The sequence below is a fragment of the Roseinatronobacter ekhonensis genome (assembly GCF_900499075.1).
In the GTDB taxonomy this organism is placed as follows: Bacteria; Pseudomonadota; Alphaproteobacteria; order Rhodobacterales; family Rhodobacteraceae; genus Roseinatronobacter; species Roseinatronobacter ekhonensis.
Map to the genome: position 1 here is coordinate 1 of NZ_UIHC01000030.1, position 12,361 is coordinate 12,361.

14 protein-coding genes and 1 pseudogene are annotated in these 12,361 nt (G+C 60.9%); 14 read left to right on the plus strand and 1 reads right to left on the minus strand.

What is annotated here, in order from left to right:
* Positions 1-201 (plus strand): annotated as a pseudogene (locus tag ROE7235_RS13005) (IS630 family transposase); the annotation flags it as partial.
* On the opposite strand, the gene ROE7235_RS13010 reads toward ROE7235_RS13005, so the two are convergent.
* The gene (locus ROE7235_RS13010; protein ID WP_183073507.1) at positions 167-691 is read right to left on the minus strand and encodes a TetR/AcrR family transcriptional regulator; all 525 of its coding nucleotides are present in this window, start codon (positions 689-691) and stop codon (positions 167-169) included. The pseudogene ROE7235_RS13005 and the gene ROE7235_RS13010 sit on opposite strands and share 35 nt — an antisense overlap.
* Before the next feature lie 133 nt (positions 692-824).
* Here ROE7235_RS13010 and ROE7235_RS13015 point away from each other — a divergent pair, with 133 nt between their 5' ends.
* The 13 genes from ROE7235_RS13015 to ROE7235_RS19890 all read left to right on the plus strand — a co-directional run bounded on the left by ROE7235_RS13015 (position 825) and on the right by ROE7235_RS19890 (position 12,153).
* Positions 825-2,861 carry an oxidoreductase gene (locus ROE7235_RS13015; protein WP_121095952.1) on the plus strand — a complete coding sequence of 679 codons (2,037 nt, stop codon included), beginning with the start codon at positions 825-827 and terminating at the stop codon, positions 2,859-2,861.
* A 21-nt stretch (positions 2,862-2,882) separates the two neighbouring features.
* A complete protein-coding gene (locus ROE7235_RS13020; protein ID WP_121095953.1) occupies positions 2,883-4,118 on the plus strand; it encodes an aromatic ring-hydroxylating oxygenase subunit alpha in 1,236 nt (411 codons plus the stop codon).
* 5 nt (positions 4,119-4,123) lie between these two features.
* Positions 4,124-5,194 carry an FAD-binding oxidoreductase gene (locus tag ROE7235_RS13025; RefSeq protein WP_121095954.1) on the plus strand — a complete coding sequence of 357 codons (1,071 nt, stop codon included), beginning with the start codon at positions 4,124-4,126 and terminating at the stop codon, positions 5,192-5,194.
* 367 nt (positions 5,195-5,561) lie between these two features.
* On the plus strand, positions 5,562-6,755 hold the full coding sequence (locus ROE7235_RS13030) for a tyrosine-type recombinase/integrase (RefSeq protein ID WP_121095955.1): 1,194 nt from the start codon (positions 5,562-5,564) through the stop codon (positions 6,753-6,755).
* Positions 6,755-7,438 carry a hypothetical protein gene (locus ROE7235_RS13035; protein ID WP_147434214.1) on the plus strand — a complete coding sequence of 228 codons (684 nt, stop codon included), beginning with the start codon at positions 6,755-6,757 and terminating at the stop codon, positions 7,436-7,438. Before ROE7235_RS13030 ends, ROE7235_RS13035 begins: the two co-directional genes overlap by 1 nt.
* 109 nt (positions 7,439-7,547) lie before the next feature.
* Positions 7,548-7,730, plus strand: coding sequence for a helix-turn-helix transcriptional regulator (locus ROE7235_RS13040; protein ID WP_050664129.1), 183 nt, complete (start codon positions 7,548-7,550; stop codon positions 7,728-7,730).
* Between the two features lie 195 nt (positions 7,731-7,925).
* A complete protein-coding gene (locus ROE7235_RS13050; protein ID WP_050664130.1) occupies positions 7,926-8,156 on the plus strand; it encodes a hypothetical protein in 231 nt (76 codons plus the stop codon).
* The gene (locus tag ROE7235_RS13055; protein WP_121095958.1) at positions 8,153-9,037 is read left to right on the plus strand and encodes a DUF7146 domain-containing protein; all 885 of its coding nucleotides are present in this window, start codon (positions 8,153-8,155) and stop codon (positions 9,035-9,037) included. Before ROE7235_RS13050 ends, ROE7235_RS13055 begins: the two co-directional genes overlap by 4 nt.
* Positions 9,034-10,587: a YfjI family protein gene (locus ROE7235_RS13060; protein WP_121095959.1), complete on the plus strand. Its 1,554-nt coding sequence runs from the start codon at positions 9,034-9,036 to the stop codon at positions 10,585-10,587. Before ROE7235_RS13055 ends, ROE7235_RS13060 begins: the two co-directional genes overlap by 4 nt.
* Positions 10,577-10,921 carry a hypothetical protein gene (locus tag ROE7235_RS19885; protein WP_147434215.1) on the plus strand — a complete coding sequence of 115 codons (345 nt, stop codon included), beginning with the start codon at positions 10,577-10,579 and terminating at the stop codon, positions 10,919-10,921. Before ROE7235_RS13060 ends, ROE7235_RS19885 begins: the two co-directional genes overlap by 11 nt.
* The gene (locus ROE7235_RS13065) at positions 10,918-11,124 is read left to right on the plus strand and encodes a hypothetical protein (RefSeq protein WP_121095960.1); all 207 of its coding nucleotides are present in this window, start codon (positions 10,918-10,920) and stop codon (positions 11,122-11,124) included. The genes ROE7235_RS19885 and ROE7235_RS13065 overlap by 4 nt, the downstream gene beginning before the upstream one ends.
* Entirely contained in the window at positions 11,121-11,540 is a 420-nt protein-coding gene (locus ROE7235_RS13070) for a DUF5681 domain-containing protein (protein WP_121095961.1), read from the plus strand. The genes ROE7235_RS13065 and ROE7235_RS13070 overlap by 4 nt, the downstream gene beginning before the upstream one ends.
* An 88-nt stretch (positions 11,541-11,628) precedes the next feature.
* Positions 11,629-12,153, plus strand: coding sequence for a hypothetical protein (locus ROE7235_RS19890; protein ID WP_147434216.1), 525 nt, complete (start codon positions 11,629-11,631; stop codon positions 12,151-12,153).
* The last annotated feature ends 208 nt before the right edge of the window (positions 12,154-12,361 follow it).

Here is a 12,361-nt window from a genome sequence, read left to right on the forward strand (position 1 = left end):
CTCAATCCAATTGAACGTCTTTGGGCGGTCTTGCACCATTATGTCACCCACAATCGCTACTACCGAAGTCAGAAGCAATTCGCCGACGCCATCCTTGCATTCATGCGTGAGACCATCCCGCAGGAATGGAAGAAATTCCGCGACAAGGTGTCAGATAACTTCCGCGTCATAACACACGAGAACTTTCGGGTTTTGGAGTAGAAGAAGTATACATCGTGCGGGCGCGGGCATGCGCTTCGGAGGTATCCAGCCCGTGGCGCGCGAACATCGACAGTAGCGCCTCTATCCGCGCGGCATCTGCCGTCATCACCTGCGCCTTGAGCGCGGGCGCGGATTGCGCCCAGTTGCGGATGGCGAAATCAAGCGACGCATCGAACAGCTCGTGCGACATCCAGCAATCGCAGACATTGAGGACCGCCTCGCCAATCGTCTCTGCGTAAAGCTCGGACTGTCGGACAAGGTTGCCGGTGTTCTTGTCCTGCCATTGCGCCACAAGCGCATCGAGAAGTGCTGCGCGATCCGTGAAATGCCAGTAAAAACTGGTTCGGGCCAGTCCAAGCTCGGCTGCCAAGGTGCTGATCTTGATATGTGCCACGCCGCGCCTGACAAGAATATCATAGGCCGCGGCAAGCCAGACCTCTGATGAGCCGCGCCAGCCCGTGGCCTTGGTGTCTTGGTCGGCCCTGTTCATGCTGCTCTCCATACACTTTCCGCACCTGTGTCGCAAAATGACAAACCGTTGTCGTCTGGAAACACGACGCCCCTGTCGATTTTCACGACGATATTGTCACACGCGCCCCCAACACTCGCAGGAGAGCCGCACCATGTCGACCGATCCGCTGTTGCAGCCCTACAGGTTAAAACACCTGACGTTGAAAAACCGGATCATGACGACCAGCCATGAACCCGCCTATCCAGAGGACGGGATGCCAAAGGACCGCTATCGCGCCTATCATGTAGAGCGTGCGAAGGCGGGTGTAGCGCTGACAATGACCGCAGGCTCTGCCGCGGTGTCGCGGGATTCGCCACCGGTGTTCAATAATGTGCTGGCCTATAAGGACGAGGTCGTCCCGTGGATGCGCAAGCTGGCTGACGACTGTCACGAGCACGGTTGTGCGGTCATGATCCAGCTGACCCATCTTGGTCGCCGGACGCATTGGAACAAGGGCGACTGGCTGCCCGCGGTCTCTGCCGGGCATGAACGCGAACGGGCGCATCGTGCCTTTCCCAAAAAGCTGGAAGACTGGGATATCGCACGGATCATCACCGATTACGCCGATGCGGCAGAGCGGATGCAGGCCGCCGGTCTGGACGGGATTGAATTGCAGGCTTACGGCCACCTTATGGACCAGTTCTGGTCGCCCCGGACAAATACGCTGGACGGGCCTTATGGCGGCAGCCTCGACAACCGGTTGCGCTTTACCTTCGATGTCCTGCAGGCGATCCGAAAACGGGTTGGCGACGCGTTCATCGTCGGCATCCGCTATACCGCGGACGAGGTCGCGCCCGGCGGCATTTCCGTGTCCGAGGGGCTGGAGATATCGCGCAGGCTGGCAGCTTGCGGGCAAGTCGATTTCCTGAACGTGATCCGCGGCCACATAGACACCGATCCCGGCCTGACCGATGTGATCCCAGTGCAGGGCATGAAAAACGCGCCGCATCTGGACTTTGCGGGCACCATCCGGCGCGACACCGGACTGCCCACATTCCATGCCGCCAAGATACCCGATGTGGCGACGGCGCGCCACGCGGTCGCCAGCGGCCTGCTGGATATGGTGGGCATGACACGGGCGCATATGGCTGACCCGCATATCGTGCAAAAGATTGTCGAAAACCGCGAGGACGACATCCGCCCCTGCGTCGGCGCGACCTACTGCCTTGACCGGATCTATCAGGCCGGCGATGCGCTGTGCATTCACAATGCCGCCACCGGGCGTGAGCTGTCGATGCCGCATGTCATCAGCCCCGCCACAGCGCGCCGCAAGGTTGTCGTTGTGGGCGCGGGACCCGGCGGGCTGGAGGCAGCGCGGGTCGCCGCAGAGCGTGGCCATGACGTGACCGTTCTGGAAGCCGCAAACGAACCCGGCGGCCAGATCCGCCTGACCGCGCAATCGCCGCGCCGCCGCGAGATGATGTCGATCATCGACTGGCGCATGTCGCAATGCGCTGCGCGCGATGTCGAATTCCACTTTAACACACTGGCCGAAGCATCTGATATACAAAGATTGTCGCCCGATGTGGTCATCGTCGCCACCGGCGGTCTGCCCGACACGGATGTGCTGCGCGACGGGAACGACCTAGTTGTATCATCTTGGGACATCATCTCTGGCGATGTGAAACCGGGGCGTCATGTTCTGGTCTATGACGATGCGGGCGATCATGTGGGCCTTCAGGCGGCAGAGATCATCGCCAAATCCGGTGCGCATGTCGAGATCATGACGCCCGACCGGTCCTTTGCACCCGACGTGATGGCGATGAACCTTGTGCCCTATATGCGCACGCTTCAGGCGCTGGATACACGGTTTACCGTAACCTATACGCTGTCATCGGTGCGCCCGTCGGGCAACCGTCTGCTGGCGGTCATCGACAGCGACTATGCAGCCCTTGGCCAAGAGCGTGATTTCGACCAGATCGTCGTGAACCACGGCACTGTGCCGCTGGATGAGCTGTATCACGAATTGCGCGCAGGGTCGGCCAACCTTGGCGCGGTGGATCACGACGCCCTTATCGCGGGCCGCCCGCAGACGATCCAGACCAACCCCGCAGGCAGCTACCAGCTTTTCCGGATCGGCGATGCCGTGTCCGCCCGCAACACCCATGCCGCGATCTACGATGCGCTGCGGCTGGTAAAAGATTTGTAACCCGTCCGATGGAGAGCTTGAATGCCGCGTGACTCCGATATGCTGGCCCAGTTGATGCGTCGCAAGCCCGCGCATTCCCTGCCCCGCGCGCTGTATACCGACCCGGATATGTATGAGGTCGATCTGGACAGGCTGTGGTATACCGAATGGCTATTCGCCATTCCCGGCTGCGAAATTCCCAAGACCGGCAACCATATCACGGTGCAGGTCGGCGCCTATTCCGTCATCATTGTGCGCGGCACGGATGGCGTGATCCGCGCCTTCCACAATTCCTGTCGCCACAGGGGATCGCGCATTTGCAAAGCGGCAAAAGGGTCCGCCCCGAAACTCGTCTGCCCCTATCACCAATGGACCTACGAACTGGATGGGCGCCTGCTTTGGGCGCGCGACATGGGGCCGGAATTCGACCCCGCGCAACACGGGCTGAAACCTGTGCACTGCCGCGACGCTGCTGGCATGGTGTTCATCTGTCTGGCAGAGGTCGCACCCCCGTTCGACGCATTGGCAGAGGCCGCGACCCGCTATTACGGCCCCCACAAGTTGGACGCGTGCAAGGTCGCCTATGAAAGCACGATCACCGAAGCGGCCAACTGGAAGCTGGTGATGGAAAACAACCGGGAATGCTATCATTGTTCGGGCAGCCACCCTGCGCTGTGTGTCAGCTTTGACGACAATCCCAACATCGCAGGCAATGGCGACGGTCGAAACGACCCCGCAATCGAAGCGCATCTGGCCAAATGCGAGGCGGCGGGCCTGCCCTCGCGGTTCTACATAGACGATGACAGCCAGTGGCGGTTCGTGCGGGTGCCGCTTTTGGGCAAGTCGGTCAGCTACACGATGAACGGCAAACAGGCCGTGAACCGGATGGTTGGCGATATCACGCTGCGCGATGCCGGAACGCTGTTGTTTTTCCACTACCCCAACACCTGGAACCATTTTCTTGCGGACACGGTGCTGCTGTTTCGCATGCTGCCCCTTGGGCCGAAAGAGACACAGGTCACAACCAAGTGGCTTGTGCACAAGGATGCGGTCGAAGGCGTCGACTACGACCTACCGCGCCTGACAGAGGTCTGGACCCTGACCAATGACGAGGACCGTGCGATTGTCGAACAGAACCAGCTTGGCATTGATAGCCCCGCCTATGTGCCGGGTCCATATTCGCAGATACAGGAAAGCGGCGTGATCCAGTTTGTCGACTGGTATGCGAACCGGATGGCGGAACGGCTGACAGGCCGCCGCCTGCACGCGGCGGAATAACCGATATGACCGGTGCTCTCCCGCCCAAAGCCGCGTGGCATGACAGCGAGCTGCTTGAATGCACCATGGTGATCCCCGAAGCGCCGGACGTGGCCACATTCGTGTTTCGCGCGCCGTCGGGGGCGTGGTTCGATTACCGCGCGGGGCAGTTCGTGACATTGGAATTGCCGGTGCCCGGTGGCCCGGTTGAGCGGACATATACGATCTCGACCAGCCCCTCGCGCCCGCTGAACATTGCAGTGACTGTCAAGGCACAAGCGGGCAGCACAGGGTCGCGCTGGATGCTGGACAACCTGCGCAAAGGCATGCGGCTGAAAGCCTACGGGCCTGCGGGAATATTCACCCTGCCCGACCAACCCGACGGCAGATACCTGCTGATCGGGGCCGGGTCGGGCATCACTCCGATGATGTCGATGGCGACCTATCTGTATGACTACAGCAAGAACACCGATGCCCGGCTGATCGCCTGCGCGCGCCGCCCGTCAGAGCTGATTTTCCGCGACAGGCTGATCCAGATGTCGCGGCGCGTGCCCGGTCTGCGCCTGTCCTTTGCCGTCACCGAAGAGGAACCCTACGATGTCTGGACCGGCTATCTGGGACGGTTCAACCAACTCATGCTGTCGCTCATGGCGCCTGACTACCTTGACCGCGACATCTATTGCTGCGGGCCGGAACCCTTCATGCAAATGGTGCGCGACAGTCTGAACGCGCTTGGCTACGACATGGATCGCTACAATCAGGAATCCTTCGGGGCGCCCGTTGCATGCGCAGCCGAGGAGGTCGTGCCAGACGACGTGGTGCCCGACGAAGCGGCGACCGCCGAAGTGACCTTCGCCCGCTCGGGCGTGGTGGTACCCTGTTTCGAGACCGATACGATCCTGGCAATGGCCCGCGCAGAGGGCGTGCGCATCCCTTCAGGCTGCACCTTTGGCGTCTGCGGAACCTGCAAGGTCAAAAAGCGCGCGGGCGAGGTGCATATGGTCCATAACGGCGGGATAGCCCAAGAGGATATCGACGCGGGGTATATCCTCGCATGCTGTTCCAACCCTATCGGACACGTCGAAATCGAAGCCTGAGCCCCGCAACCGACACTGCAGTCCACATGCCCGGCCGAGTACCGCTTCGGCGCAGTACGGTTAAGAGGCTCGTTGCCTCGAGCAGCCTACCGGAACTGGATTGCCAGCTTGCGCAGTCCCGACCTGTAAGAAACCGTTTGTAGCTGCAAAATAACGCCAGAAACACGCGCCACCGAAACTGAGCGGAAACAGGAATTTTAAGTAAAATTGGTGCCCGGGGGCGGCACCAACACCCTGTTTTTACTTGTTTTTATCCGTCCATCCTTGCGTGTATCCCCCTAAAAATATGGGCCTAACTGCCCCGAACTGTCTTGCCCTGTCCATCCCTATCCACTAGCTTAAGGTGGATATTTAAGGGGATAAAAAAATGCGGGCAACGAACAGGCTTTCGTCTCAATTTGTGAAAACCGCCCCCGTGGGCAAACATTGCGACGGGGCCGGGCTTTGGCTGGTGCGGCGCGATGATGGTGGCGCGCAATGGGTGCTGCGCGTCACGGTGCACGGACGGCGGCGGGAAATGGGCTTGGGCGGATTTCCGGCGCTCGGGCTGGCCGACGCCCGCAAGGCGGCCGAACGCTGGCGCAATCTGGCATCGGCTGGGCGTGACCCGGTGAAGGAACGTGAAGCCGAAGAACGGGCCGCGCGGCGCGAAGATATATCGCTGGCCATTTTGACCGCTGACGCCTTTGAAGCGCGCAAGGCCGAACTGAAAGGGGATGGCACGGCGGGCCGCTGGCTTTCCCCCCTGACCCTTCACGTCTTGCCCAAGCTTGGCCGGGTGCCGGTGACTGACCTCGATCAACGCGACATTCGGGATACGCTTGCCCCTATCTGGCACACAAAGGCCGACACGGCACGCAAGGCGTTGAACCGGCTTTCAATCGTGCTGCGCCATGCGGCGGCGCTGGGCTTGGACGTGGACTTGCAAGCGACCGAAAAGGCAAAGGCGCTTCTGGGGAAGTCGCGGCATGTGCCCCAAAATATTCCAGCGATGACTTGGGCTGATGTGCCGGGCTTCTATGCAAGCCTTGAAACACCGACCCTGACCCATCTGGCTTTGCGGCTTCTGATTCTGACCGGCCTGCGCTCTGCGCCGCTGCGCAATATCCGGCTGGACCAGATAGAAGGCGACCTGTGGACTGTGCCCGCCGAAGCCATGAAGGGCCGCAAAGGCGCAACCGAAGCTTTCCGGGTGCCCCTATCACTGGAAGCCCAGCGCATCATCGACCTTGCACGCCCCCACGCCCGCAACGGCTTTCTTTTCCCATCGGTGCGTAAGGGTGTAATATCCGACGCCACAATGTCACGGATGATGGAGCGGCGCGGGCTGGAAGCGCGCCCGCATGGCTTTCGCACCAGTCTGCGCACATGGCTGGCCGAAACAACCGACGCCCCCCATGAAGTAGCAGAGGCGATGCTGGCACATGTGGTTGATGGTGGTGTCGTGCGCGCTTATCGCCGGACGGATTATCTGGAACAGCGCGCCAAGCTGATGGATCGCTGGGCCGACCATGTGACCGGCGGCGCTGGGCAGGTGGTGAAGCTGGCGGGGGCGCGCTGATGGCTCGGGACAAAACCGACAAAACTGACTTAACCCCTGCGACACCGACAGCGGAAGCCCTTAGCCGGGCAGAAATCGAAGCGGGCCTTGATAGGAAGGTGGCGGGCATACTTACTCATAGCGCGGGGAAGGAGACTGTGCCGGGCCCGCATATCCTTTGGCCGCTTGGGCCGCACATTGTGAGCATAGGGCAGGCCGAAATCCTCACGCTGACCGAAGAAAAGGCGGCGGCGCTGGTTAATCTGGCCGAAACTAATCCCCACGCATTTGACGCGGCATCGTATTTGGCCGGAATGCTATTTGCCATAGGCCACATTCCTGGCGCCCCAGACTGCCCCATATCTTTGCGCAGTTTCGGCGCGCAAGCGCTGACTGGTGAAATCCAACGCCCACCCCAACCGGGCAGACCGCGTGCTGGCGATACCGCTTTACGACTTTGGAAATATTCGCTCTGTCGGTTTATGGCAGAATGCACGCCCTTGCCCTTGGGCCGAAATCGCGAAGAAAAACACGACACTACGCTTGGATTCTCTGCTTGCGACGCCGTAGCAGAATCTTTCACGCGATGCGGACATCACGAAACTTATGGGCAGTTGGTTTCGCTTTGTTATGACGTGGGCCACGCCGACCTTAGAGCATTGGCCGAAGCGATTGGAATGCTGGACTTTAACGAAGAAGATTGACAGCCGCGCTCCATAAAGAAAAACCCCCACCATTTGTTCTGTATGACTGGGCTAAACAAATTGGGGCACCACTGCACTTATCGAACTCTAAAAGGACGAGGTGCAAGACATGCAAACCTATCTGACCCTGAACGAACTACGCGCCAAGCTTGGCAATCGCTCACGCTCGGCAATCTATTTGGATTTAGAGGCGGGCCGACTGCCCAAGCCAGTGAAACTTGGCGGAAAACTGTATTGGCCGCAAGACGATGTTGACGCCCATTTGCGCAATCTTCGCGAAGAGGCCGCTTAGGATGGGCGGCGGAAAAGAAGAAGCCCGGAACCTGCGCGAACAGGACCCGGGCCGGAATAAGCGCCATGCGATAGCGGCTCACATTCTTGCTATATCAGAAAACCACAACCTGCGCCAAGCCTCACGCCTTCGCTTGGCCTACGGTTTGACCGAAGCGCACGCCTTAGCTTTGGCATCTTTGATTTGGGGGGCAGCATGAAACCCACCGAAGGCCACGCCAAGCGTGCCGATCTGCCCCAGATGCACCATGCAGCCGAGATGGTCGTGGCGTGGGATGTTGCGGACGGGGTTGATTTGGGTGAAGCGCTCAAAGCCCTGCAATTAACCGCTGCGCTCAAGATGGCCAGTCATTGCGGCACCGCTCAGACGGCGGACGCGTTGCGCGAGCTGGCCCATCTCCTCGAACTTCACGGGGGTGCCGTATGACCGACGCACGCACAATGACCGAATCGCTGGGCGGCGACTGGTTTCGAAGCTACGGAACCGCCCCGTGCCCTGTATGCCAACAGGCAGGCCGCAAAGAGCAAAACGCCCTAACTTTGGCAGATGGCGACAACGGTCGGTTGATGGCAAATTGCAAGAAATCCGACTGCGCCTTCCGGGATATAATGGTGATGGCGGGCTTGCGCGGCATTGCCTATCGCGCCCCGGACCCGGCGAAGATTGCCCAGCGCGAAGCCGAACGGCGGGCCGACGCCCAGCGCCGGGCGGGGCAGGCCGAACGCATCTGGCGGGAAGCCCAGCCCATCGCGGGCACGGCGGCGGCGGCCTATTTGAGGGCACGGGGCATCAACTGCGCCTTGCCCCATGTGCTGCGCTTTCACGGCGCTTGCTTTCACGGGCCGACCGCCCAGCGCTTTCCGGCGATGGTGGCGGCGGTGGAGGGCGGCAGCTTTGCGGTGCATCGCACCTATCTGCGCCCTGATGGTTCGGGCAAGGCCGGGCTGGAAGGCGGCGACAAGCTGATGCTCGGGGCAACCGCTGGCGGCGCTGTGCGGCTCACTGACGGGCCGGGGCGGCTGGTGGTGGCGGAAGGTATTGAAAGCGGCTTGTCGCTTGCCTGTGGCCTGCTGGATGGCCCCGCAACGCTTTGGGCCGGTCTTTCGACTTCTGGCATTCGTGGGCTGCACCTTCCGGCGCGACCGGGGCGGCTGACAATCGCTTGCGACGGCGACACGCCGGGCCGCGACGCTGCGCACGCATTGGCCGAACGGGCGCACGGCTTGGGCTGGCAAGTGGGCATCTGCGACCCCGGCGATGGGGCCGACTGGAACGATATTTTGACAGGAAAGGCGGTGGCGGCATGAACGCGCAACCCGGAATGCCCGGCCTCACCCCGAAGATGGCCATCCACGAAATGCCCGGCCTCACCCCAAAAATGCCCGCGCCTGTTTCTTTCACCCCTGAGGGGCCGCAACCGCTAGTGCGCGAAATCGCACCCGGTGCAGCCTATCCGGTGGCATCGCTCGGGCCGCTGCGTGCCGCTGTGGAAGCGGTGCAGGGCGCGACCCAAGCCCCGGTGGCAATTCCGGCGCAATCGGCTTTGGCCGTGGCATCGCTGGCGGTGCAGGGCTTTGCCAATGTCGAAACCTTGGGCGGCACGCGCCCGCTGTCGCTTTACGCCCTGACAATTGCACGCTCGGGCGAACGGAAATCGGCCTGCGACGCGCCCTTGATGGCCGGTCTGCGTGCGCATGAAATCGAAGCGGGCCAAGGCCAGCGTGACGCGCTTGGAAGTTGGGAGAATACGCACGCTCTCTGGAAAAAGGACCGCGACCGAATCGTGACCGGCAAGGGCGAAAAGCGCGCGACGGCGGCGGCGGACCTTGAAGCGCTTGGACCGGAACCGGCTGCGCCCCCATCCGCTGACCGAACCGTAACGGAACCAACCTTTGAAGGGATGACCAAACTTTTCGCCACTGGCAATCCCAGCCTCGGGCTTTTCAGCGATGAAGGCGGGCAATTCCTGGGCGGGCACGCCATGAACTCGGAGAACCGGCAAAAGACGCTGGCGGCGTTCAATGACCTTTGGCAAGGCAACCCTATACGGCGGACGCGGGCAGGCGACGGGCACGCGACGCTCTACGGGCGGCGGCTGGCCGTTCACCTGATGGTGCAACCGACCGTGGCGCGCGGCTTCATGGCCGACCCCTTGGCGGCGGACACGGGCTTTCTGCCCCGTTTCCTGATGTGCGAACCGCCCAGCACCATCGGAACCCGGATGCAGGCGAACACCCGGCCTGATGGTGCGGCGCTGGCAGCCTTTGGCGGGCGGCTGCGCGCCATACTCGACGCGGCCATGCCAATGGACCCTGACACCCGCGAACTGCGCCCACGAACGCTGCAACTGGCACCTGACGCCCGCGCGCTGCTGGTGGCCTTTTCGGATGCTATCGAAGCGGCACAGGCCCCCGGTGGGGATCTGGCCCATATCACGGGCACGGCATCCAAGGCGGCGGAACAGGCGGCGCGCATCGCGGGCGTGCTGACCCTCTGGCGCGATCTAGCCGCCCCCGAGGTGCAGCCGGGCGATATGGTCGACGCAATCAACCTGGCGCAATTCTACCTGTCCGAAGCTTCACGGCTGGCAAGCGCTGCGCTTGTCTCTGCTGAAATCGACCAGGCCGAAGCGTTGCGGCGCTGGCTGCTACAAGGCTGGCAGGAATCGGACGTGCTGGTGCGCGATGTGGTGCGGCTCGGGCCGAACGCGCTGCGCGAAAGCCCCAAGGCGCGGGCGGCGCTGGGCATCCTCGAAAAACACGGCTGGATTGTGCCGCTCGACCCCGGAACCGTGGTGCGCGGGGCTGCACGCAAGGAAGCGTGGCGCATCGTGAAAGGGGCGGGCGATGTGGTTTGACGCCTTCGCCAAGCTGGTGGAAATCGTGGCACCCCCTTGCGACATCCGCGACAACTGCGACACGGGGCGGCAATTCAGTAATTGCTGTGACGTGTCAGTAATTACTGTGTCGCGGATGTCGCAAGTGTCGCAACGCCCCCCCGCGCGAAAGTCAGAACCCAAGCCCAGCGCCAAAGCCTTCCGGCATGGCGTATCTTTCGCGGGGAAGCCGCTCACATGGACGGGCCACATTGTTTCGCTGGATGATTGGCGGCGACTGACCGAATGGGAACAGCACGGGCCAAACGGACGGCACTGGAACAGTATAACGCAAACATGGGAAGAACCCGAATGACTATTTTACGCAAGCGAATTGACCGGCTCGAACGCAACCGCCCGGCGCTTGACGCTGATGTGCCGTTCGAGCTGATAGGGCTTGCCCCTGATGTGGCCGCGCGCTTCATGGCGGCAAAGGCACAAGGCACCTTTCCGCGCTCACTGTGCGATGCTGATCTGCACGCGCTGGTGGCTTTGGGTGATGAACTGGGGGTGATATGACCCGTAAAAGCGGACGCAATACGGATGGCACCTTTGGCCCCGGCAATTCCGGCAAGCCCAAGGGCACGCGCCACAAGGCGACACAGGCGGCGCTGGCCCTGCTGGACGGCGAAGCCGAGGCGCTGACCCGGCAAGCCGTGACAATGGCGCTGGGCGGCGATGCAACGGCGCTGCGCTTGTGCCTTGAACGCATCGCCCCGCCCAGAAAGGATGTGGCCGTGACCTTCGACCTGCCCCCGATGGAAACCGCCCGCGACGCTGCAAAGGCCGCTGGTGCGGTGCTGGGCGCAGTGGCCGATGGCGACCTGACACCAACCGAAGGCGCGCATATCATGGCGCTGGTGGAAACCTACCGGCGGACGCTGGAAACATCGGACTTGGAAGCCCGGTTGCGGTACATGGAGGAGACGTTATAGTTTACGGACATAAGGAATCGATGACGGTTGAACTGCGAAGCTTTCATTTCCGTTGTCAAGTTTGCGTCAGGTATAAAGGGTATCAACAATGAAAACTCGAATAGGAATATTGATTGGTTTGGCTCTTTTTTTGACTGCGTGCGTTGAGACCGCACCAACCTCGATCAATTCTGCTGCTGAGGATATCTCTATTGAAACAGACAGATTTAGTGGTGAGACTACAATTAGGAGCCCTCTGTATCTAAGCCGACAAGGTTTCACAGATACTTTTCCCGTAAAACTTGCTTACGAAGCATCCTTGGATGACGATGGCGAATTGCGGTTCGTCCGTCTCTATGTCGTCGCAACACGCACTGAGTGGGGTTTTTATAGTTCAGCTATTGGAGAAGATAACTATGAATTTGCCTTTTCAGAGGTAGACCGACAAGTGGATTCAATAGGAGCGATTGTGACCGTAGAGGAACACTTTTTACTTACGGTTCCGCTGGCTCAACTGGCGTCAATGTCATCAACTGATTATGAAATTAGAGTTTATGGCCGACGTGACAGCGGTGTCTTTGTAGTGCCGTCGGCTGTTACAAATGCATTCCTGCAAAGGCTGAATAGTTTATAATTTATGCAAGCCGAAGTGCGACTGAAAGGATGAACCCCCTTCAAAAACGCCTAGACCGCCTCGAAGCCCATCATCAAAAAACGAGCGCTGGCCCTACCGTGATTTATATTTGCGACGCCACAACGGGCGAACCGGGCGCGGCGCTGCTGATTGGTGGCGGCGGGCTTGCACGCGAGCCGGGCGAAACTGCGGACGCCTTCACGGCTCG